The sequence below is a fragment of the Arthrobacter ramosus genome (assembly GCF_039535095.1).
In the GTDB taxonomy this organism is placed as follows: Bacteria; Actinomycetota; Actinomycetes; order Actinomycetales; family Micrococcaceae; genus Arthrobacter; species Arthrobacter ramosus.
Genome location: NZ_BAAAWN010000001.1, coordinates 2,683,638 through 2,704,543, shown reverse-complemented (window position 1 = coordinate 2,704,543; position 20,906 = coordinate 2,683,638). Strand labels below are relative to the sequence as shown.

Here is a 20,906-nt window from a genome sequence, read left to right as displayed (position 1 = left end):
TTGATGATCACCGCGCGACCGGCACCACTCAAAGTTTCGAGTTCACAGCCCTTCTCCGTGGGGAGCAACAAGGCGCAATGGATGCCGCTACTTCCACGGAGCAAGGCATTTTGGTGGCTCCGCCCGGTACTGGCAAGACGGTCATCGCCTGTGCTGCCATGGCGCGTCGTGGCGTATCCGCGCTGATCCTGGTCGACCGCAAGGCCCTGGCTGACCAATGGCGTAGCCGCGTACGCGAGTTCATGGATGAAAAGTGCGGCCAAATAGGTGGCGGGCGGGCAAAGACAACCGGACGCATCGACGTCGCGCTTTTGCCCACGCTCGCGCGGCGCGGCAACGTCGCCGAGCTGACCGCCGGGTACGGTTTTGTCATCGTGGATGAGTGCCACCATGTTCCGGCCGCGGCATTCAGCCACGTCATGAACCAGATCCCGGCACGGTACTGGTTGGGGCTTACGGCTACACCGTACCGGCGTGACAAACTGGACTCACTGATTTACCACCAGCTCGGCAAGATCACGCACACCATCTCGTCCCCTGCTCCGCAGCAGCTGCCGCACCACCCGCGGGAGGTTGCCGAGCCGACGCTGGCTTTGAAGCTGCGCCGGACGTCTTACACTTACGACGGCGGCGCTGACCCCAGCGAGCCTGGCGGGATTTCCGCCATTTACAAGGACTTGATCGCGAACGAGGATCGTCTGCAGCAAATCTACGACGACGTCATGGCGGCTCACGGTCAGAACTCGCGAATTCTTTTGCTGACGACCTGGAAAGCCCATCTTGATTCCTTCAGGTCCCGGTTCGAGGCGGCTGGTCTGAAGCCGGTGGTCTTCACCGGGGCAATGAAGGCGAAGGAACGGCAAGCAGCCGTCGAGCGTCTTTCCAACTCCGATGACCCGGAGCCGCTGCTGGTGCCGGGAACCGGCTCGTACATTGGCGAGTGGATACCTTGGTCCTTGCGGCACCCATTTCCTTCAAGGGCAGGTTGGTCCAATACGCCGGCCGAATCATCCGACCATACCCAGGGAAAACGGTGGCGACCGTTCACGACTACCATGATGAGTCCACTCCGGTCCTGGCAGCTTCGCTGAACAAGCGGGTGCCTGGGTACGTCTCGCTCGGGTTCCCTGATCCGCGGAAATTGCCAAGCGAGTGACGTCGTCATCCCCGCGGGAACAGTCTTCGGTGATTTTGCTACGGCATCAGCCACCAAATGGTCCCAGTAACGACCACGGAACGGAAAGCGACGTAGAAGTACTTGACGTACTTGATGTACGTGCGGATGATTGATATATGAGCACCCCCACACATGAGACAGTCGGTGGACACGTCTACGGGTTTACCCAAGCACGGGATTCGTTGAAGACGATCCTCGATGCCAGCGAGCGGGGAGGGCTGTCCATGATACGGCGGCCCGACCGGGCCACGGCCGCCGTCGTCAACGGAGAGAGCTTGCGTCGGTATCTGGAACTGACGGTCGTCGCCAATGTCCAGGTCGTGAATGAGGACGGAGCATGGGCTGTCTTCATGCCAGGGCAGCCTTTTGCCGCTGAGGCCACGGACCTGGCTGAAGCCTTGGCGGACTTTGTCGAGGCTTTGCGGGACTACGCGGAGGATTGGGAGGACCACTTGAACGCGGCGCCCAATCACCGCGAGAACTGGGCCTTGGTTCAGCTCATTGACCTGTCCACCGATCAGCAATTGATCGCCTGGCTCACCGGCTCGGTGGCATGAGCGTCCGACGCATGGGCGGACGGTACGACCATGATAAGTTCTGTCTAACCGAGCGCTGGGAGCTGGTGACGAATGCCCGCGGGAAACCAGTGCGCCATCACGCGACCTACCGGTTGATTCTGCAAGATGGACGGATCTTGCGGACCCGGATTTCCCGCCCGGTGGATCGCACCACGTATTCGAGTTCGATCTGGAACCATATTCTCCAAGACCAGCTCGAGGTCGGTGAGGATGAGTTTTGGGCATGCGTCGATGACGGGACACTGCCGGCCCGCGGAATGGCAGCCCCTCCCGCTTCGGCTATTCCCTTAGCGCTGGTCTGGCAACTCACCCGCACCGTTGGAATGGATGAGCGAGATGTTGCCCGGATGACGAAAGAGCAGGCCGTTCAGGCGATCAACGATTACTGGATGTCGCAAGGGGCCGGTCAGGACAACTGATACGTTTGGCCCGGTCGGTCGGTCGGACGGGGTTTCACCTGCCGTAGCGGGACATTCGTCTCAATCAAATCCGTGAAAAGAGGGGTGTGCACAGTGTGCACACTCTTGCCGTCGGACTGGGCCGAACCGCCGCCGGACTGGCTCGTACTCGGCATGTTTTCGAGACTTCCCGTTTTCAAGGGCCTGGAATGCGGTTCGAGTCCCACCTCGGGCACAGCATTCCCCCTCGCCAGAGGGGTTTTTGCTTTAACGTGTGGACATTGACCCCCTGCGGGTCTCTCTGACCTTGGCCGCAGTCTGTGCCTGACGCCGCGGTGGCCAGTTGTTGGCCCTCACTCATTCATCGCCAGGAGTTGTGGTGACGACATGACGAAGCCTAATTCCGTTCGAGGATCTTCCTCGGATGGCCGCTTCTGCGAACCGGGCAGCGTCCCCTCATCCGTGTTTGTCTGGCCAAAGGGGGTGTGTACATTGTGCACGGGCGGCTTTTTGGGCCTTCATTTTGGTCCCTTTCCGTTGCCGCTTTCTGCAATTCTCTGTTGCAGGCAGCGTGACCTTGCGGCCCGGGCCGTGGGTGTCGTAGGACGTTTCGGTTTCAGCGGGAATGTCTCAGGAGGTGTCTGTGGCCGGCGCACGATCCGTCGACAGAGTCCAGGTGTGTGGGATTCGGACTCTTCTTCCAGAGCCGGTCCTGGGTTGGTTGATCCGTCAGACCCGACCACACTCCGACGCGCGTCATGTACATGTCTCTCTGAGTCTGCTCTTCAACGACTACGATGCGGGGCCGATGAACGGAAAGTGCTGTCTCACAAGTTGTCCGCGCTGCAGGTGATTCGCAACGAGGCCAGCTGCGGCCCTGCAAAGGTAGCTTTCCCAAGCGCAAGCTATACGTGCCCATCTTGGGCCACGCATCCTGAACGACCATTTTCCGCCTGCTAAGGGTTCCCCTTCCGAAGATTTGGTTGGCTGCGCAGACGACTTCCGAAAATGATGCTTGTCGCCATGCTCCAACGCGGAGAGTGGTGTCTTGTAAAGCTGTAGATTTTCAAGACTCGCTCCAGAGTGGACTGAAGCAATCATGAAAGAAGAACCTGTCGCTCTGTCCTCGAGAGCGACCTTCGAGTGTGGTGAGTTGGAGCGGGCCTGGCGGGCGAGGTCAATTTCCAAGCGATACCTGTCCGGCTTGAAAACGGTTGCTCCTACCCCTCGCGCTTGCTTAACGGAGCACTGCACCGTATATTCGGACTACTGCTCCGATTAGAGCAGTCCGGCTTCCTGTCCTGGGATGAGCGCACATGCGCCGCCCGATCGCCGCTCCGCGGTTGATCGCAGAAAGCCAGGTCCAGATCAGCGAAAGCGAGCACACACCTATGGGCAGCATCAGTTTCATCGGCCTCGGCGGCATGACCAACGCAATAGCCGCTCGCGCGGTCAAGGGCGGCAACACTGTTGAGCTCATCGGGCGTGACGCGGCCAAGGCCAAGAGCCTGGCCGCCACCCTCGGCGGCGGGGCCACGGCCGGGACGTTCGGCGCTGTCCCTACGGGCGACATCGTCGTCCTCGCGGTGCCTTACACCAACGCCGCTCAGGTCGCTGCCCAGTACGGGAGTGCACTTGCCGGCAAGGTCCTCATCGACATCTCAAATACGTTCAACGCCGACGCGACCAGAGTGGTCACTCCCGAGGGTACTTCCGGTGCGCAGGAGATCGCCAAGGTCGTCCCTGAGAGTGCGCACGTCGTGAAGGCATTCAACACCGTTTTCGGTCACGTCCTAGCTCAGGACGGCTCGAGGGACGTGCTCTTCGCCGGAGACGACGCGGAAGCCAAGGCCATTGTGTCGGCATTCATCACGTCCCTGGGACTCCGTCCGCTCGATGCCGGCGGCCTCGAGATGGCCCGCTGGCTGGAAGGGGTGGGACCGCTGCTGATGGGCCTGGCCCGGAACGGCGCGGGATTCAACATCGCCGTCGGCATCAACACTCTCAACTGAGCGCAGCCGCGCCCCTTTTTATCCCCCACTCACTCGCAAGGAGCAACAGCATGCGCGTTCTCGTCACTGGCGGGACCGGCCATTCCGGTTCGTACATCATCCCCGAACTCATCGCCGCCGGGCACGAGGTGACAGGCCTTGCCCGATCGGATGCTTCCGCGGCGGCGCTGTCAGCGCTCGGCGCGACCGTCCGCCGTGGCGACCTTCAGAACCTTGACGGGCTCAAAGAGGCAGCGGCTGACTCCGACGGAGTCGTCCACGTCGCTCACCGGCAAGACCTGCTCCCGACGGGAGGGATGGACGCCGTGGCTGCGGCGGAAATCCCGGTCATGCTCGCCTACGGTGAGGCACTCGCGGGAACGGGAAAGCCGCTGGTCGTGGCGGGAAGCGTCGGCTCGCCCGGACAGCTAGGCCGTACGGCCACCGAGGAGGACCCGGCCCTGTTCGTCGATGAGGAGCACAGGGGCACCCTGCGGGTGCGCAATGTCGTCGAAACCACCGTGATCGGCCTGGCCGGGCAGGGAGTGCGGTCTTCGGTCGTGAGGATCGCCAACATCGCGCATGGCACGAGCGACCGTGCCGGCTTCCTGCCCATGCTCATCGCGCTGGCAAAGGAGCGGGGCTTCGCCGGCTACCCCGGAGACGGCGCGAACGTCTGGAACGCCGTGCACATCCGCGATATAGCCCCGTTGTTCCGACTGGCGCTGGAAAAAGGTGAGGCCGGCCGATACTGGCACGCGGTCGATGACGAAGGAATTCCCTTCCGCGAGATCGCCGAGGCCATCGGCAGCCGCCTGAGTCTGCCCGCCGTGAGCATTCCCCTGGACGAACTGATGCTGCCGGGGTACTTCGGATTCATCGCGAACATCGTCACGCAGAGTTACCCGACCTCCAACGCCATCACCCGGGAGGCCCTCGGCTGGGAACCCACACAGCCCGGCCTGATCGCCGACTTGGACAACGGCCACTACCTCCCCGAGGGGCGCTCATGACAACCGTGGGAATCATCGGCGGCGGACAGATCGGCACCACTCTCGCCCGGCTCGCGATCGGCGCCGGGCACCGGGTGGTGCTCAGCAACTCGCGCGGTCCCGAAACGCTCGCGGCTAAGGTCGCCGAACTCGGGCGACGGGCGTCCGCGGCGACGAGCGCGGAGGCCGCGGCGGCCGGCGACATCGTGGTGGTCACGGTGCCGGTCAGCGCGTTCCCGGATCTGCCCGTCGCGCCGCTGGCAGGGAAGATGGTCATCGACACCTGCAACTACGGCCCCGAGCGCGACGGGCACATCCCCGAGCTCGACGGTACGTCGCTCACCTCGAGCGAACTGCTGCAGCGGTACATCCCGGACGTCCTGCTCGTGAAGGCGTTCAACAACATCTTCTACAAGCACCTGCTGTCCCTCGGCCGCCCGGCGGGGGCGGCCGACCGCACGTATCTGCCGATCGCCGGCGACTCCGCGTCGGCGAAGGCGGCGGTGACCGAATTCATCGACTCCATCGGGTACAGCGTGATAAACGCTGGATCGCTGGCCGGCAGCTGGCGGCAGGCGACGGGCACGCCGGTGTGGGGAACCCCGTATGGGCCGTACTCGGTCGAGTCGGGCCAGCCCGCCGGTGAGGACGCCATCCGCGCGGCGCTGGCCATCGCAACTCGATAGCCGCGGTGCCGGTCCCTCTCTCCGCTTGCGCCGTAGGCGGGTTAGCCTAAGTGGGGCGGTGCACCGATTATGCAAGGCACCGCCCCACTTGCTAACCAGGGAGACATATGCGAGCCGATGCCAGAAAGAACTACGATCGCCTGCTCGTGGTCGCGCGCGAAGTCGTGACCGAGCACGGAGCCGATGCATCACTGCGTGACGTCGCCCGCAAAGCGGACGTCGGGCTCGGCACCCTCTACCGTCACTTTCCTACGCGAGAGGCCCTGATTGAGGCCTTGCTTCGTACAGACGTCGACGAACTCAGGGCCCAGGCGGCCGACCTCGAGTTGTCAGGCACGCCGGAGGATGCGCTACTGACATGGTTCCGCGGCAGCGTTGCGATCACACACGAATACCGGGGTCTCTCGGGACTGCTGGTGGCCGCGCTCGAGGACCCCGAATCCGCACTCAATGTCTCGTGCGTTGCGTTGCACGACGCGGGCACTCGGCTTCTCCACCGCGCACAGGACGCGGGCGTGGCGCGGGCCGACATCGACGGCACCGACTTGTTCGCGCTAGTCGCAGCGGCTGCGTGGGTCTACGATCAGCCCTCGCTAGCGCCGCGCGCCGACCATCTCTTCAGCGTGATGTCCAGCGCAGTCCTGCCCAACGAAGCAAGCCATGTCGTCACTCAGGAACGCCCTGGGCCCCCGCGCTGACCAGGGTCAGATGGATGGGCCCTTAGTCCTCGCTGAATCTGTTCAGTGGGGTCTCGCTGATCTCTTCGGGCCAAGGCCCGGGCTCCGATGGGCCTGAGCTGACGCCCCGGCTCACGCCCTACCCGGGCGGAGAGAACGGTGGACCGGCCGACAATGCGCAGCCACCCGTCCACCGGCAAGCCCACGATGACCGCCTGCGGCTGTATCAACGGACCTATAACAGCCGCCCACGGCGCGCTGTCCGCCGGCTGCCCGGCCCGGGGGCCCCGGGGCTCAGCCGGTGAATTCGTTGGCGCCGAGGGCGAAGTCCCAGTGGCCAACCCCGTTGCCGGCGAGGCCTACCGTGACCACACCCACTCCTTCCAGCCAGTGCGCCATTTTCAGGCCGCCGACGTCGAGCGGGCGCAGCCCGAGGCTCCCGATGAATCCCGCCACATCCGCCTTGGCGTGCGCATTGTCGCCCGCCATGAAGACGTCGGGCCGGCCCTTCTCCAGGACATTACGGAAGACGGTGTTGAATGCCTTCACCACGCTGGCGCTGGCCGGGGCCACCTTGGCCACTTCCTGCGCGATCGAGGTCTCCTCGCTGTGGGCCAGCCCGTCGAACGTGGCGTTGAAGGGGTTGCTGATGTCGACGATGACCTTGCCCGCGAGGGCGTCTCCGTACTGGGCGACGACCGGAACGACTCCGTCGTACAACAGGGCTGTGATGACAATGTCCCCGGCGGGGATGGCGCCCCACCTGCCTGTCGTCGCACCGCCGCCCAGAGCCTTGGCCAGGCCATCGGCCTTGGACTGATCGCGGCCCATGACCTCGACGGTATTGCCGCCCGCCACCGCGAGCGTGCCGATGGTACGGGCCATGTTCCCCGTACCGATTAAGGTGATGCTGCTCATGAGGTGTGCTCTTTTCTTGTTCTCGAAGTGTGGCTCTGTCTCAATCGTGCGCGTTCGAGTTCAGTTCGTTGTGGCGACGGGGCTGTTTTGGGGTGTGCCCGCGGCATTCCTGGCGCTTGGTTCAGATCACTGTGGTGCCGCCGTCGGCGACCAGCTCCATGCCGTTGACGTAGCTCGAATCGTCCGAGGCGAGGAACAACGCGACCGACGCGATTTCTTCAGGGCGGCCCATCTCTCGCCGCGGGATCACGGACTCGAACTGCGCCTTCATCTGCTCGTCCATCACCGCCATCATCATCGGCGTGCCGACCTGGCCGGGGGTCAGCACGTTCACGCGGATCTTCCTGTCCCTCAGCTCGGACACCCACACCCGTGCGTAGGCGGGCAGCACGGCCTTGCTCGCTGCATACACACTCCAATCGGAGTATCCCCGGAGCGAGGCGTTTGACCCGGTCATGAAGATCGATCCTCCGTCGTTGAACAGCGGCAGTGCCTTTTGCACCGTGAACAGCGTGCCGCGAGCGTTCAACGAGAAGGCGGCGTCGAACTGCTCTGCGGTGATCTCGCCGAGCCTGCCCTGCTCGCCCGTCCCGGCACTTGCCCACAGCACGTCGATCGCGCCCTTTTCCTGCTTGACCGTGTTGTACAGACGGTCCAGATCATCGAGGTTGGCCGAATCACCCTGCACGCCGGTCACATTCCGGCCGATCAGCTTCACGGCGTCGTCCAGCGCGTCCTTCCGCCTGCCCATGATGAAGACATGGGCTCCTTCGTCGACAAACAACTTCGCACCGGCCAGCGCCATCCCGCTTGTCGCGCCTGTGATTACCGCGACCTTGCCATCGAGCTTTCCCACGAGTACTCCATTCATATGCTGCGCCGCTGTTATGTACACCGATCTGCGTACTTAACGTATCGAGCGGGAGCGTGGAGTGTCAAGCTATGCACACCGATCGGTACCAGCCGGGGTATGCTGGGGCGTATGACGGAGTTGGAGAAGGGGCCGCGAGGCCTGCGCAGCGGCAGGGGCGCACGAGAGCGCATCCTCAGCGCCTCACAGCAGCTGTTCCGCGACCAAGGCATCAACTGCACCGGCGTCGACCAGCTCTGCGCGGTGGCTGCGGTGTCCAAGCGGACGCTCTACCAGCACTTCGCCGGCAAGGACGAGCTGATCGCCGAGTACCTTCGCCGATTCGATCCCGACATCCTGCCCGAAGTCTTCGACAGCACCGACCTCACACCCCGCGAACGACTCCTCGCGGTCTTCGACATCCACGCGCCCCTGTGCCCGTTCATCGCGGCGGCCGTCGAAATCCAGGACCCGGGCCACGCAGCACGCGTACTCGCCCGTGACTACAAGAAGGCTTTTGCGGCGCGCCTCACCGAAACGGCCCGCGAAGCCGGCGCCAACGACCCCGAACAGCTCGGCGAGCAACTGGCGCTGCTCCTGGACGGCGCCTCGGCCCGCAGCCGGGTCCTCAACATCGACACCTTCGCTACCGCAGCCGCCATCGCCGCCGTCCTCATCGACAACGCCCTCCCCGCAGCATCGGCACCGGCCGCCGCATCGCTCAGGCACTGACCAGCCTGCAACGCCGCCCAGAACCGGCCGCCGCGGTGGCCTATTTAGGTGTGTGGGTGGCGGGCGCAGTGCACTGGTTGGTGGGCTCTCCGCCTGTTGTGGGTGGGTGTTATGCGGTTCCTCGTTCCGGTTCTGTCTGGTTGGTCTGGGTGGCCAACGCCTGTTCATGGCTTCCGTGTGGGGGAACGACATGACGAAACCTCTGTGACGCGGAACGGTCTTGGGAGGCCGCTTTTTGTAGCCCGGGGGAGTTGTGGTGACGAATTTGTCCTGCCAAACGAGATGGGGACAGTGTCCACACTTACGTCAGCTTTATTGGGGTGGCCGTAGGGCCGTGTCCACTGTCAGGTCTGGGTATATGAGTTCCCGGCGCCGGTGTCAGAACAGAAAGGAGGCGGGCCCAGCCGGATACCCTTCACACCACGGGGACGTCAGGTTGGCGGTTCACCAAGGCAACCCGCGCGCTGGTTGAACGGCTCCACAGCACCGGCCTGAACCCAGCGAAACTCCGCCTCGGCATGGCCTCCATGGGCAAACACGAAACCAAAGTCGGAAAGCCCTGCAGAGAGCTCGGCGTCACACGCTAGACCTTGTGCCGGCATGTCTCACCCACGGGGCAGCTGCGCCCGGACGGTTTGAAAGTCATCTCCAGGAGCTAGGTACTGTCGCATGGGGCAGCTTGGATCATGCCGCACGAGATACTGCTGGTGCATCGTGCCAAGCTGAACGGATGATTCTTCATGTCCGGCAAGACGTCGCCCGCCCTTGGTTGCTGCGGTCGGATGTGCGACGGAAAACGGTGGTCTCTTGTCCGTCTCGATCATGGTGCGCCCTTTGCCGTCATTCTGGATGGTCCAGAAGACCCTTCGCTCCATGGAGAGCATGTCGATCCGTCCCGAGGATAGTGATCCGTCGTGGCGGCGGATTGAGACTTTATCTGCGTGGGCGAGTTAGGTCGAGTCCGGTATGCGCTGCATTTCCGGCGTCGGAGCGCCGCTCGGTCCCATCGTGAGTTCGTCCGGAGTGGTCTGATGCGTGAGGGGTCTCATGGAGTTCGCTGGATTGTTTTTGGTTCCGTTTGATCCGGTCCGCGTGGGGACGGGGCGGGGAGCAGTGTGCCTGCTCCCCGCCCCGTTGGCATCGGATCCGTGCTCCTGCGCCCGACTTTCGGGTTACCTGTTGCGATGGAGTATGCAGGGCCTGGTATCCGATGCGGCTTTTGGAGGGGACCCCTGAGCCTCTGATTATGTTTCGAAGGTTTCCTGGGGTGCCTGCACGGAGATGTGTCGGTGTGTCTGGCATTTCTCTGGCGTCAGGCCTCCGCCAGGGGTAGGAGCCTGATTCGCGGTGGGCACCCTCAGCGGGCCAGGGCGGGTTCGGTCAGCTGGAGCTTTTCCGCCTCAGTCTGCACGAAGCCCGCTTTGAGTTCGGATTGGAGCTTGTCGGTGTCGAGCGCGTGCTGCCACTTGGCTATGGCGACGCACGAGACGATGTTGGCGACGGTGCTGGTGAGGGCGCGGGCTTCGCTCATGAAGCGGTCGATGCCGACGATGAGGGCTACGCCGGCAACGGGAAGCGTGGGCATGATCGTCAGGGTCGCGACGAGGGCGACGAAGCCGCTGCCTGTCACGCCCGCTGCACCCTTTGAGGTGAGGAGCATCATTCCGAGCATGAGGAGGATCTGGTCCCAGCTCAGGTGGATGTCGCAGGCCTGGGCGATGAACATCGAAGCGAGCGTGAGATAGACCGCGGTGCCCGTGAGGTTGAAGGAGTAGCCGGTCGGGACCACGAGGCCGACGACGCCGCGGTCGCAGCCGAGGCGCTCGAGCTTGGAGAGCAGGCGCGGAAGGACGGGTTCGCTTGAGGACGTGGCGAGGACGATGAGGAACTCGTCGCGGAAGTAGCGCAGGATCCGCCAGAGGCTGAAACCGGCGAGCTTCGCGAGGATGCCGAGGGCGAGGACCACGAAGATGATGCAGGCGGTGTAGAAGGCGAGGATCAGCATCCCGAGGTTGCCGATCGAGTGGGCTCCGTACTTGCCGACAGTGAACGCCATGGCGCCGAACGCCCCGATGGGGGCGACCTTCATGAGGTAGCCGAACACGACGAACAGCAGTTTGTTGAAGCTGTTGACCACGTTCAGGGCCAGCTGCCCGGGTGCGCCGAGCTTGCTAAAGGCGAAGCCGCAGAGAAGCGCGATGACGAGCACGGGCAGGACTTCGCCGTTGGCGAAGGCCCCGACGAAGGTGGTGGGGATAATGCTCAGCAGAAAGTCGGCAGGGTTGCTGCTGGGCAGCTGGGTTGTGTACTTCGAGGCGACCGAGGTATCGAGGTGGGCCGGGTTGATGTGCATGCCCGCGCCCGGCTGGAAAAGCATGACCGCGCCCAAGCCGATGGCCAGGGCCACCAAGGTGAGCACGTAGAACAGGCCCAGCGAACGCAGCAGAGTCGGACCGACCTTCTTGGTGTCGGTCAGGGAGGTGATGCCGCTGACGATGGTGCAAAAGACGATCGGCGCGATCATGAACTTCACGAGCTTCACGAACCCGTCGCCGAGCGGCTTGAGGGAGGAACCGAGGTCCGGCCACAGGGCGCCGACGAGGATGCCGAGCGCGACGCCGATGAGTACCTGGACGTACAAATGTCCGAGGATGGATTTGATCTTCATTGAACAACTTCCTGGGTGAGTGCCCTATTCATGATGGCAGGGGCGGATTGTAGGTGCTAGGCCGTCTGTGGCACAGGCTGTGCGACGTCGATGTCGGCGACGGCGAGTTGGCGGGCCGCCCTGTGGAGGGCGACCTCGCTGACGTACCCGTTGTCGTCGGCGACGACCTCGGTGGTGATGACACCGGCAGGCGTTCCGATGCGCAGAAGCCGGCGCCCTTGGTGAGCGCTATCTGCCGGGCGCAGCGCTTTGGCCACTACCGATCCGGGCAGGGCAGCGGCGAGGGAGACTGCCACGGCTGAGGTAAGGCCGATGGCGGGGTGGGGTGCGAGCATCGAGAGCATCCGCACCCGCAGATCGTGGGTATCCGCCGCGATCTTCGTTCCGTCGGCCGCGGTGTAGTCGCCCGGCGCTGCCACGACGCCGACCTTCGGCACCGCGTTCTGCGGAGGATCTTCGGGCTTCCTCAGTCCCATCATCAGCCCTGCCGCGGAGCGGGCCGCCACAAGCGTGGGCAGGTGCTCGGACAGGTTGCCGGTCATCGAGGACAGGTCGATGCCTGCCTCGTTAGCGGGAATCAGCACCGCCGGTGCCCCGGCGTCAACCAGGGTCGCCGTAAGAATAAGCCCGTCAGCAGCGATTTTGTCGGCCGCGCGCCCCGTCGGCAGAACCGCGCCCGTGGTCCGCCCCCACGGGGCGTGGAACGAGAGGCTGACGGGAACGCCCAGCGCGCTGCTGCCCGGAACACTGGCCAGGCCCGACGTCGGGATGCGGCCGCCGGGGGTGGCGATCGTGCCGCTCAGCACGGCTCCCGTGTTGAGGTTGCGCATGCTGACCCTCGTTATTCCCGTCTGGGGAGGAACGATACCTGCCTGGACGGCGTACAGGGCGATCGCGGTGGCGCAGTTACCGCAATTGGAACCGAGTTCCACGGTGGGGTCGCCGATCCCGACCTGGGCGAAGAGGTAGTCGAGGTCCGCCGGTCCCTCGGGAGTGGCGCGGATAACTGCAGCCTTGGACGTCGTTGAGGTGCCGCCGCCGACGCCGTCGAGCTGGCGGGCATCCGCTGCGCCGAAGGCATCGGCCAGCAGGTTGCGGATCTCCTCGCGGCTCCCGGCGTGAGGTGCCACGTCTTCGGCCTCGAAGAGCCAGCACTTGCTCGTGCCGCCCCGGTACCAATGACCGCGGAGTTGCATGGTCTTCTTCCTTCACGTGTCGTGGTCGCGCCTCACGGCGCCTGCCCCTTCTACGATCCACGCCCCGAGAGTTCAGCACAATCACAGGATTCTCGACTGCCCTTCACTTTTGCTAAACTCGATGCATGGCCGACCTTGACCTGCACCGGCTCCATCTGCTCCGCGAGGTAAGCCGTTCCGGCTCCTTGACGTCCGCCGCGACGGCTCTCTCCTTCACGACCTCAGCCGTCTCCCAGCAGATCGCGAAGCTTGAACACGAAGTAGGCGTCGCCCTGATCGACCGCCATCCACGAGGTGTCGTGCTCACCGATGCAGGTCAGGCGCTCGTGCGATATGCGGACGACATCGACAGGACAATCGAGGCTGCCCGGGCCGAGATGGGCGAGTTCGCCGGGTTGCGGCGGGGCCAACTGCGAATGGGGACGTTCCCCACCGTCGGGGCTTCCCTCATGCCTGACGTCGTGCTCGCCTTCCGCGCGCGCCATCCGGAGGTCGCCGTCACGGTAGTCAGCGCCCGTCGCGACGGCCTCCTCGAACGGCTGCGGCGGAGAGACATCGAGCTCACCCTGCTGTGGGACTACCCCTGGGAGCGCATCGAGGACGAGGACCTGAACGTCGTCCGGCTCATGAATGACCCCACAATGCTGCTCGTACCGCGCGACCACCCTGTCGCGGCGCGTCGCTCCGTGCGGATCGACACGCTGAGAGACCACGAGTGGATCGTCCGCGACGAACACCCCGTGGCCGACGTCCTCCGACGGGTCTGCCGCGATGCCGGCTTCGAACCGCGCATCGCCTTCGCCGCCAACGACTACCAAGAGACGCAGGGCATGGTCGCCGCGGGCATCGGCATCGCCCTTGCCCCGCAGCTCGCCCTGAGCGCCCTCCGCCCCGACATCATCGCCGTTCCGCTCGCCAGTTCCCCGACGCGGAGGATCCTCCTCGCCCACCTCGCGAACCGCAGGCTCAGCCCCGCCGGCCAGCAAGCCGCATCCGTATTCCGGTCAACAGCGAAACGGATGCAGACCCTTGCACCCGCAGCAGGCAACCCCAGTTCGTGAGTCCCGTGCTGCAGTACGCGCAGGTTCTCGTTCCTTGAGCCACCAACGTTGACGTGCCATCTGTCAGTTGGTCGGCTATGGCGAGATGAACCGCAGCCTGATCGAGGTCTCCTCACTGTGGGACAGTCCGTCGAACGTGGCGTTTGAAGGGGTTGCTGATGTCGACGATGACGGTGCACGCGAGGGCGTCTCCGTACTGGGCGACGACCGGAACGACTCCGCCGTACAACAGGGCCGTGATGACAATGTCCCCGGCGGGGATGGCACCCTACCTGGCATCGATGTCGGCGGTGGCGCGGTTACCGATTCCTTGGAGGATGAGCGCGGCGCCTCCGACGAGTTTGATGTCACCGTGCACATCTCGGGCTTGCAGGCGTCGGCCGAGTTCGTGGAGGAGTGCCCGGATTTGAGCCGCGGTGAGTTCTCCGCCGTTCATGCGGTGGCCAGGCTGCGTTCGCGGATGAAGACGTTGAGGGCGGCGAGTTCGGCTGGTGTTTCGGACATGATGAGTTGTTTCATCGGTTCCCTGATGCTCCGGTAGGACTCGGCCGGTATCCACGCCTCGTTGAGGGTTTTGATGCGTTTGGTCCAGGACGGTGGGGGTTGCCCGAGGCGGTGTGCGGTGTAGTTGGTGATCCCTGCCAGGGCCGCGGACCAGTGTGGCTCCTTGAGCCGGGGGCTGCGCTGGAGCAGGGGTCGTCCGGCTTTGAGGGATGCTGTGGCGTAGTCGGCGAGCATCTTGATGGCGAACTCGAAGTCCCGTGAGTTGATCAGCTGGGTGAAGGTTTCGGCGTAGTCCCGCTGCGCCGGGTCGTAGTCGCTACCGCCGGGGATGGCGTGGGTGGCGGTCAGGGACAATCCAAGGGTGTGGAGGACGGCCATTGTCTTGCCGAGTTCGGCCCGCTCGTGGCCGGCTTCGAGATCAACGATGAACTTCCGTGAAACCCCGGCGGCCTCCGCGAGTGATTGTTGCGAAAGGCCGCGTTCCTGACGCCGGGAGCGGATGATGGCACCGGCGGCCGCGGGCGTGTCGATGCTGGTTTCAGGTGTCATCGGTCCTGCCTTGCAGTTTCCCAGTATGTCACCGAATGGTGACAGGTTCACACTGTCCCGTACGGCCCCGCACGGCCTGATTCTGGAAGGCCCTCGGGGGGAGCGTGGCAAAGTGGCGAGACAACTGGACTGGGGCAAAAAGGAAGTGTTGACGGTGTCAACACTTTTGGCATTCGGATCGGCTCGTACATCGGCCGGTTTGGCTCAGATTGGCATGTTTTCGGGAGTTTCCCGTGTTTTCAAGGCCTGGAAGCCGGCTCGCGTCCCACCCCGGGCACAGTGTTGTCGCAGGTCAGGGGCCTATTTGGCCCCTGACTGTTGACAATGCTTGACTTTTCGCGGTGGTTGGGGGAGCTCCGCCCAATAGCAACCGTATCGGTTGGCGGGACGATTGATGTGGCGGGACTTGGCATTCCGCGCTTTCCTATGCGGCCTCGGAAATCGTGGTGACTGACGTCGCTGACGCATCTACATGACCGGCGCCAGCACTTAGCCCGGAGCATTCGGGACAACTGACGATCTGTGAATTACCGGGAGAGTGCCAGTCGAAAATGACCCCTGTTGAGTCGGTTGAGGGCCGTGCAGTGGTCATTGGTGTGGTGTTTGATCCCGGATGATTACCCAGGCCCGGTAGTAGTCTCCGGGCTCAACTTGCTGTGCCGGTGGCCAGAACGCGGGAACCGCTCCTGGAGGCTGCCATGTTGTATTGCCGGGGAGTAGGTGCGGTTGGTGACGTCTCGAAGCGACCAGAAACGTTGATAGATGGTAGCGCCCCGCGCACCGGCAAGGGTGCTTTGCCGCTGTTCCCGGGCGACGGCTCGTCACTCTCCGGGCTACCGATGCAGATCGGGCTTCAAGATTTAGAGCTAGGTCTACCAGGAATATGGCTAAGAATAGACTTAGAGAAGCCTCCATCGACACAGATGTCTTGCCCGGTGACATAGCCCGATAGCGGGCCCACAAGAAATTCGATCACGTTCGCAATGTCCACGGGGTCTCCAATTCTTGACAACGGGATAATATCTTCCCTTGCTTTCTTAATTTGGGGATCGGCATACATTTTTTCGGTCATCCCTGTATGGGTCATACCCGGGGATACCACATTTACGCGAATTCCGTCAGGTGCCCATTCCAGCGCGAGTGTTTGGGCTAGCATTGTCAATGCAGCCTTGCTGGGGCTGTAAGCACCTGATCCGGCATGTGGTAGCTGGCCAGACATTGAAGAGGTAAAACAAGCCGAACCGCGGCTATGCCTCAAATGTGCGTAGCTTGCTTTGGCAAGAAGCCACGCGCCGCGGAGGTTAACGGAGAACATGCCGTCCCAGTCCTCAAGGGATAGGTCACATATTGCGCCAGGGCTAGCGATTCCGGCATTCGCCACCAGCGCGTCTAGCCCACCGAACTCGGCTACCGTAGCTCCTACAAGCTGACTTGGCACATCGGGATCACCGAGGTCGCCCGCCAATGCGACGGCGGTACCTCCCATTGACTGGATTGAACGAACAACTTGTTCTTGGCTAGTGTTCGATTCGTGTCCGCACACCGCAATCATCGGGTGCACGCCCCGAGCGAGAGCCGCTTCTGCGAGTCTCAGGCATGTAGCTGCGCCTATGCCGCTACTTCCGCCACTGACCAAAGCTCTCATCGCACACACTCCTTTTCACAGGGATTCACATGGGAATCATATTTGACTGCCAAAATATGATAGAAAATCATAGACCGCGAACCTCTCAGGTCGCTTTGCAGTTCAGTTCCCAATGTAAAGCCGATTCCATTACCTTTTTAAGAACAGCAGCCGATGTGCCGTGATCTCCGACGCGGGAACTAATTTCCTAATTCCCAGCCTTGATTTTTGAGATCCTGCATTGCCTTCTTAAATTCCTGCACGGGGTACTCTTCGCGAATTATCTCGAGAACAACGTTATTGACTCCGCAGGTTGTTTTGACGGCCTTGCCTAACCCGTACCAGTCGATCACTCCTGTGGCGATTGGATCATGACCCCAGGTTTGCATGCCCGTATCAGAAATATGCACAAGTCCAATTGATTCGTGATTGGAGAGCAAACTATCTACGGGATCCTCTCCTATGTAAGCAGCGTTGGCGACATCGTACACGATCTTAAGTGCGTCATCTTTGACCGTACTTACGATGCCTGCCAAGTCCTGAATGGTAGGAGTGAAGCAATAGGGAGTGTTTTCGAAAAGTAGTCGTACGCCGGCCTGTTTGGCCAGTGGAATTAGATTCTCCAGGCTCTCGTACATCCATCCGTAGGCTTTTTCGAGTGAAGGTGAAATCATCGGACGTCTTGTGCGGGGGATATCACCACCTCGGCGACATCCCAAGCTACGGCCAAGTCAATCACCGATTTGATATGCTCAATACTTTTGTGACGCATGTTCGCGCCCGGGCTAGCCAAATTGATGTCATATCCACCGGCATTCAGCGACCGGATTTTTGCACCGTATTCATTGAGCCTTGCATAAATTTCAGAGCGCTCCGAGCCGGATATCTCATCTGGCCAACAATGTGGAGAGCTAATCGGAACTTCAAAAGTCTCATACCCATTGTCGGCCAGTTCCGCAATCGCATCAATTGCCGTAGATGACCATAGATAGGAAAACGTATTAATAATCATTACGAACATCCTCTCAGTTCTGCGCCTATGGAGAAACTTCGTTTCATTCATAACGCAATGTGAATTGCGATCCTGCGTAAGGGATCGCATCCTTGGAGCGCTGGGCGGCTCGAAGAGGCTCGGGGCATGCATACCCCTTCTTGCCTAGTCGAGCCGCTACGGCTTCCTAGGGGCAGGTGTGCCTACTGGGAACGTTTCGCCCCGTCGGTTGCCGATGAAGTGCTCAAGAGCAGGTGCTCGCCTTCGAGTACCTCGGGGTCGGCTGGAGCGACTGTGGCACGTCCTGCCCGGCTGCCGGTCTCGGGGAGGGTGAAGTAGACGATGAGGCAAAGAGTGACAATGGCGATCATGTAGATCGCGACGTTCATGGGCTGTCCGGCGCCAACGAAGGCTGCGGCGATCAGCGGGGCGGTGCCGCCGAAGACGGCGATGACGATTTGGTGTGCGAAGCCGATGCCGGATACACGGACTGAGGCGGGGAACAGTTCGGCCTGGATGGTCGGGTAGACGGCCTGCCAGATACCGAGGACCACCCACCCGGACGCCGATACCAGAACGTAGACGCCGAAGCCCGGCTGGTTCAGCAGCAGGAGCATGGGGTAGAAGAGGACTATCATGCCGATGGCACCGATGATGGGGAAGATTTTGCGTCGGCCGAGTCGATCAGAGAGCGCGCCACAGACCGGCACGATGATAACGAGCAGGGCCAGCCCGATAACGTTTCCGGCCAGGGTGGAGGCCAGGTCCCGGCCGGTGGTCAGCTTGGCGTAGGTGGGAAGGAAGGTGGCCCAGGTGTAGTAGGCCACGGCCGGGGCAGAGAGCGCTGCTGCCTGCAGCAGCGCCTTCGGGTGTTCGCGAAGCAGGTCCATCAGGCGGGCCGCGGCCGACTTTTGATCGACGAGGGCAGTTGCCTCAAACTCAGGGGTCTCATCTGAGCGGGCTCGTATGACGAGACCGACGACGCCGAGGATGCCCCCCACGACGAACGGGATGCGCCAACCCCAGGCGGCGAGGTCCGCTGGTGCAAAGGATGATGTCACCATTGCCGCGGCGCCGGTCGCGACGAGGGTTGCGAGGCCGCTTGCCATGTTGGTGAACGAACCGAACAGGCCCCTCCGGTTCGCGGGAGCGTGTTCCACCATGAAGGCGATGGCGCTCTGTCCCTCACTACCGGCCGAGATGCCCTGGAGGATGCGTGCAACCAGAAAGAGAACGGGCGCTGCATAGCCGATGGTCGCAAATGAAGGAGTGAGGCCGATGATCAGAGAGCCGAGCGCCATCCCGGAGATGGACAGCGTCAGGATGAGCCGTCGGCCGAAACGGTCGGCCAGTGGAGAGATGATGATTCCGCTGAGCGGGCGTACAACAAACCCGAGCGCGTAGGTGAGCAGTGCTGCGATAAGGGAGGCGAACGGGGACTCGCTTGGGAATATCTGTCCCGCGAACACCGCAGCCAGCAGCCCGTAGACGTACCAGTCGTACCACTCCACGAAGTGGCCGATCGTGCCTGCCACCATATTGACGGTGCGTCGACGGGGCTCAGACACGTCGGCTCGCTCCGAAGGGTCTGGACTGCCGACGGCTTCTTTTGAGGTCTTCATTGAACTCTCCATATTTTCATGTTTGCTGCGGAGGGGTATTGGAATATTCCCGGACACCTGAAACGGTGTGCGGGTCTCGCCCGGCTGTAACCCGGCTCGACGGGACAATCGACTGGCAAGGCGAAGAGCCGGCGCAACGCGTAGGCGCTGCCCTGACTTGCTGTGGGAAAGAAGCTGATCGAGCCTCTTCTCCGTGAGATCGATTGCAACAGTTTCATAAATGAGATCGGTTGCTGAGATCGGTTGCAAGCAACGATACGTAGGCTTGCCCGCTCTGTCAACGGTCATTTTCGATTCAGCGAACGGAGGTCAAAACCTGTCGCCAGCACGTAACGAGAGGACAAGCGGGGGCCTATCCACACGAGCCGGACCTAAAGAGTCATCCCTGAATTGGCAGGGACTTCTCATTGTTGAGATCAAGGAAACGGACTCCGGACCAGGTGCAGTCCAAGCTGCCGTACGATGCCCAGTACTCGTCCCAATGGGCGAGTTTCCAGCGGTCCCTCTCCAGGCCCCGCTGAATGAGTCGGCCGCGGAGAGTATCCTGGGGGACCTGCACCCGCACCACCGTGGTCTCCGTGGGAGGCCAGTGGAATTCTTCCGCGGCGCGCGTCAGGTAGTCCGGTACGGCGAAGTACGCACCGAAGGGTGCATCGAGTACGACCGACCGTCCCAGTCGCAGATTCGCTCCGGCTATATCCATGAGCGTCTCGTACTCCAGGGGCAGAACATTCTCCCGGTAAAACCCATTGGATTCCCGATCGCTGGGGTCGTGTCCGGCTGCCTTCAAGGCAAACTCGACAAGGCGGCCACAGACCCGGTCCTTGTCCAGATATGCAGCTCCGTGCTCTTTTGCTGTTTGCTGGGCAATGGTCGTCTTTCCGGATCCTGCAGGGCCGATGACAATGAAGACTTTGGGGACCGTCACTTGCGCGCCTCTGCCACTGCCGAAAGGAACTCCCTGGCGGCCTCGGTGACGCGGGAGAAGTCGCCGTCGGGCTGCCATGCTTTGGTCACGGCACTGCCGACCCCAACGCAGGCGACGCCGGCGGCGAACCATTCCGCGACATTCCCCGGGGTGACGCCACCTGCCGGCATGACCGGCAGGTGCGCCAGCGGGGCGAGGACCGACTTCACGTAGGGGATGCCGCCGGCTTCCGTGGGAAAGATCTTGAGAATGTCAGCGCCGGCTTCGGCAGACTCGACAAGTTCCGTCGGTGTATACGCCCCGCTGATGGTCGGCACCTGGTACCGGTTGGCCATCCGGATCATCGCCGGGTTCAGCTGGGGACTGACCAGGAAGTCGGCGCCGGCGCGGATGCACTCATAGGCTGAGTGCTCGTCCAGCACCGTTCCGGCTCCGATCGCTACTCCACTGGGCCGGTGCTTGGCAGAGAGCCGTCGGATCACGTCCACCGCGCCCGGGATCGAGAGCGTGATTTCAAGGGCGCGGAAACCTCCGGCGATCGCCGCTTCTGCGACGCGTTCTGCCACGTCAGCGTTCTCGAGGCGGACGATGAGGACGGCACCGGATTCGTCGATGGTCTGCAGGGTGCGAAGTTTCTTGTACATTTCTGGCCTTTCTTCCGGCCCGGGCGGCTTCCTTATTCCGGAGCATCCCTGGGCCACTCTTGAAGTGTCGTTGACAAACTCTCCCACCATCCATACTGTTATTGCAACCGATCTCAGCAA

General features: G+C 62.6%; 21 protein-coding genes. 9 read left to right on the top strand and 12 right to left on the bottom strand.

Features of this window, described 5'->3' with window-relative positions:
- Positions 1-77 precede the first annotated feature (77 nt).
- From ABD742_RS12560 to ABD742_RS12530, 7 genes are all read left to right on the top strand, one after another.
- Entirely contained in the window at positions 78-1,091 is a 1,014-nt protein-coding gene (locus ABD742_RS12560; RefSeq protein ID WP_234750589.1) for a DEAD/DEAH box helicase, read from the top strand.
- Between the two features lie 202 nt (positions 1,092-1,293).
- Positions 1,294-1,734: a hypothetical protein gene (locus ABD742_RS12555; RefSeq protein ID WP_234750590.1), complete on the top strand. Its 441-nt coding sequence runs from the start codon at positions 1,294-1,296 to the stop codon at positions 1,732-1,734.
- Between the two features lie 11 nt (positions 1,735-1,745).
- Positions 1,746-2,174, top strand: coding sequence for a cytotoxic translational repressor of toxin-antitoxin stability system (locus ABD742_RS12550; RefSeq protein WP_234750591.1), 429 nt, complete (start codon positions 1,746-1,748; stop codon positions 2,172-2,174).
- Between the two features lie 1,295 nt (positions 2,175-3,469).
- The gene (locus ABD742_RS12545; protein WP_234750593.1) at positions 3,470-4,165 is read left to right on the top strand and encodes an NADPH-dependent F420 reductase; all 696 of its coding nucleotides are present in this window, start codon (positions 3,470-3,472) and stop codon (positions 4,163-4,165) included.
- 50 nt (positions 4,166-4,215) lie between these two features.
- Complete coding sequence (locus tag ABD742_RS12540) at positions 4,216-5,157, top strand: SDR family oxidoreductase (RefSeq protein WP_234750594.1); 942 nt, start codon at positions 4,216-4,218, stop codon at positions 5,155-5,157.
- On the top strand, positions 5,154-5,822 hold the full coding sequence (locus tag ABD742_RS12535) for an NADPH-dependent F420 reductase (protein WP_234750595.1): 669 nt from the start codon (positions 5,154-5,156) through the stop codon (positions 5,820-5,822). Before ABD742_RS12540 ends, ABD742_RS12535 begins: the two co-directional genes overlap by 4 nt.
- Positions 5,823-5,929: 107 nt before the next feature.
- The gene (locus ABD742_RS12530; RefSeq protein WP_234750596.1) at positions 5,930-6,520 is read left to right on the top strand and encodes a TetR/AcrR family transcriptional regulator; all 591 of its coding nucleotides are present in this window, start codon (positions 5,930-5,932) and stop codon (positions 6,518-6,520) included.
- A 273-nt stretch (positions 6,521-6,793) separates the two neighbouring features.
- Here ABD742_RS12530 and ABD742_RS12525 read toward each other — a convergent pair whose 3' ends face one another.
- Together ABD742_RS12525 and ABD742_RS12520 are read right to left on the bottom strand one after the other, a co-directional pair.
- Positions 6,794-7,417, bottom strand: coding sequence for an NADPH-dependent F420 reductase (locus tag ABD742_RS12525; RefSeq protein WP_234750597.1), 624 nt, complete (start codon positions 7,415-7,417; stop codon positions 6,794-6,796).
- A gap of 121 nt (positions 7,418-7,538) precedes the next feature.
- Entirely contained in the window at positions 7,539-8,273 is a 735-nt protein-coding gene (locus ABD742_RS12520) for an SDR family NAD(P)-dependent oxidoreductase (protein WP_234750598.1), read from the bottom strand.
- A 126-nt stretch (positions 8,274-8,399) separates the two neighbouring features.
- Here ABD742_RS12520 and ABD742_RS12515 point away from each other — a divergent pair, with 126 nt between their 5' ends.
- Positions 8,400-8,999 carry a TetR/AcrR family transcriptional regulator gene (locus tag ABD742_RS12515; protein WP_234750599.1) on the top strand — a complete coding sequence of 200 codons (600 nt, stop codon included), beginning with the start codon at positions 8,400-8,402 and terminating at the stop codon, positions 8,997-8,999.
- A 1,357-nt stretch (positions 9,000-10,356) separates the two neighbouring features.
- Here ABD742_RS12515 and dctA read toward each other — a convergent pair.
- Both dctA and ABD742_RS12505 read right to left on the bottom strand, forming a co-directional pair.
- The gene (gene dctA, locus ABD742_RS12510) at positions 10,357-11,667 is read right to left on the bottom strand and encodes a C4-dicarboxylate transporter DctA (RefSeq protein ID WP_234750604.1); all 1,311 of its coding nucleotides are present in this window, start codon (positions 11,665-11,667) and stop codon (positions 10,357-10,359) included.
- Between the two features lie 56 nt (positions 11,668-11,723).
- Positions 11,724-12,863 (bottom strand): PrpF domain-containing protein, encoded by a 1,140-nt coding sequence (locus ABD742_RS12505; RefSeq protein ID WP_234750606.1) that lies wholly within the window; start codon positions 12,861-12,863, stop codon positions 11,724-11,726.
- Between the two features lie 125 nt (positions 12,864-12,988).
- Here ABD742_RS12505 and ABD742_RS12500 point away from each other — a divergent pair, with 125 nt between their 5' ends.
- The gene (locus tag ABD742_RS12500; protein WP_234750608.1) at positions 12,989-13,924 is read left to right on the top strand and encodes a LysR family transcriptional regulator; all 936 of its coding nucleotides are present in this window, start codon (positions 12,989-12,991) and stop codon (positions 13,922-13,924) included.
- A gap of 268 nt (positions 13,925-14,192) precedes the next feature.
- On the opposite strand, the gene ABD742_RS12495 is transcribed toward ABD742_RS12500, so the two are convergent.
- The 8 genes from ABD742_RS12495 to ABD742_RS12460 all read right to left on the bottom strand — a co-directional run bounded on the left by ABD742_RS12495 (position 14,193) and on the right by ABD742_RS12460 (position 20,786).
- Positions 14,193-14,360 (bottom strand): DUF6036 family nucleotidyltransferase, encoded by a 168-nt coding sequence (locus tag ABD742_RS12495; RefSeq protein ID WP_234750609.1) that lies wholly within the window; start codon positions 14,358-14,360, stop codon positions 14,193-14,195.
- Positions 14,357-14,977, bottom strand: coding sequence for a helix-turn-helix transcriptional regulator (locus ABD742_RS12490; protein WP_234750610.1), 621 nt, complete (start codon positions 14,975-14,977; stop codon positions 14,357-14,359). The genes ABD742_RS12495 and ABD742_RS12490 overlap by 4 nt, the downstream gene beginning before the upstream one ends.
- 853 nt (positions 14,978-15,830) lie before the next feature.
- Entirely contained in the window at positions 15,831-16,622 is a 792-nt protein-coding gene (locus ABD742_RS12485) for an SDR family NAD(P)-dependent oxidoreductase (protein WP_234750611.1), read from the bottom strand.
- A gap of 179 nt (positions 16,623-16,801) precedes the next feature.
- Complete coding sequence (locus tag ABD742_RS12480; RefSeq protein ID WP_344788084.1) at positions 16,802-17,275, bottom strand: sugar phosphate isomerase/epimerase family protein; 474 nt, start codon at positions 17,273-17,275, stop codon at positions 16,802-16,804.
- A complete protein-coding gene (locus ABD742_RS12475) occupies positions 17,272-17,613 on the bottom strand; it encodes a TIM barrel protein (protein WP_344788083.1) in 342 nt (113 codons plus the stop codon). Before ABD742_RS12475 ends, ABD742_RS12480 begins: the two co-directional genes overlap by 4 nt.
- 182 nt (positions 17,614-17,795) lie before the next feature.
- Positions 17,796-19,214 carry an MFS transporter gene (locus tag ABD742_RS12470; RefSeq protein WP_234750613.1) on the bottom strand — a complete coding sequence of 473 codons (1,419 nt, stop codon included), beginning with the start codon at positions 19,212-19,214 and terminating at the stop codon, positions 17,796-17,798.
- Between the two features lie 379 nt (positions 19,215-19,593).
- Positions 19,594-20,142, bottom strand: a complete 549-nt coding sequence (locus ABD742_RS12465; protein WP_234750615.1) for a P-loop nucleotide/nucleoside kinase family protein — start codon at positions 20,140-20,142, stop codon at positions 19,594-19,596.
- Positions 20,139-20,786, bottom strand: a complete 648-nt coding sequence (locus tag ABD742_RS12460) for a bifunctional 4-hydroxy-2-oxoglutarate aldolase/2-dehydro-3-deoxy-phosphogluconate aldolase (RefSeq protein WP_234750617.1) — start codon at positions 20,784-20,786, stop codon at positions 20,139-20,141. Before ABD742_RS12460 ends, ABD742_RS12465 begins: the two co-directional genes overlap by 4 nt.
- Positions 20,787-20,906: the final 120 nt, after the last annotated feature.

Coding starts and splice junctions, on each gene's coding strand:
- ABD742_RS12535 (WP_234750595.1), top strand. CDS start 5,154: ATGACAACCGTGGGAATCATCGGCGGCGGACAGATCGGCACCACTCTC.
- ABD742_RS12500 (WP_234750608.1), top strand. CDS start 12,989: ATGGCCGACCTTGACCTGCACCGGCTCCATCTGCTCCGCGAGGTAAGC.
- ABD742_RS12505 (WP_234750606.1), bottom strand. CDS start 12,863: ATGCAACTCCGCGGTCATTGGTACCGGGGCGGCACGAGCAAGTGCTGG.
- ABD742_RS12550 (WP_234750591.1), top strand. CDS start 1,746: ATGGGCGGACGGTACGACCATGATAAGTTCTGTCTAACCGAGCGCTGG.
- dctA (WP_234750604.1), bottom strand. CDS start 11,667: ATGAAGATCAAATCCATCCTCGGACATTTGTACGTCCAGGTACTCATC.
- ABD742_RS12485 (WP_234750611.1), bottom strand. CDS start 16,622: ATGAGAGCTTTGGTCAGTGGCGGAAGTAGCGGCATAGGCGCAGCTACA.
- ABD742_RS12490 (WP_234750610.1), bottom strand. CDS start 14,977: ATGACACCTGAAACCAGCATCGACACGCCCGCGGCCGCCGGTGCCATC.
- ABD742_RS12480 (WP_344788084.1), bottom strand. CDS start 17,275: ATGATTTCACCTTCACTCGAAAAAGCCTACGGATGGATGTACGAGAGC.
- ABD742_RS12475 (WP_344788083.1), bottom strand. CDS start 17,613: ATGATTATTAATACGTTTTCCTATCTATGGTCATCTACGGCAATTGAT.
- ABD742_RS12545 (WP_234750593.1), top strand. CDS start 3,470: ATGCGCCGCCCGATCGCCGCTCCGCGGTTGATCGCAGAAAGCCAGGTC.
- ABD742_RS12525 (WP_234750597.1), bottom strand. CDS start 7,417: ATGAGCAGCATCACCTTAATCGGTACGGGGAACATGGCCCGTACCATC.
- ABD742_RS12560 (WP_234750589.1), top strand. CDS start 78: ATGGATGCCGCTACTTCCACGGAGCAAGGCATTTTGGTGGCTCCGCCC.
- ABD742_RS12495 (WP_234750609.1), bottom strand. CDS start 14,360: ATGAACGGCGGAGAACTCACCGCGGCTCAAATCCGGGCACTCCTCCAC.
- ABD742_RS12530 (WP_234750596.1), top strand. CDS start 5,930: ATGCGAGCCGATGCCAGAAAGAACTACGATCGCCTGCTCGTGGTCGCG.
- ABD742_RS12515 (WP_234750599.1), top strand. CDS start 8,400: ATGACGGAGTTGGAGAAGGGGCCGCGAGGCCTGCGCAGCGGCAGGGGC.
- ABD742_RS12460 (WP_234750617.1), bottom strand. CDS start 20,786: ATGTACAAGAAACTTCGCACCCTGCAGACCATCGACGAATCCGGTGCC.
- ABD742_RS12470 (WP_234750613.1), bottom strand. CDS start 19,214: ATGAAGACCTCAAAAGAAGCCGTCGGCAGTCCAGACCCTTCGGAGCGA.
- ABD742_RS12555 (WP_234750590.1), top strand. CDS start 1,294: ATGAGCACCCCCACACATGAGACAGTCGGTGGACACGTCTACGGGTTT.
- ABD742_RS12540 (WP_234750594.1), top strand. CDS start 4,216: ATGCGCGTTCTCGTCACTGGCGGGACCGGCCATTCCGGTTCGTACATC.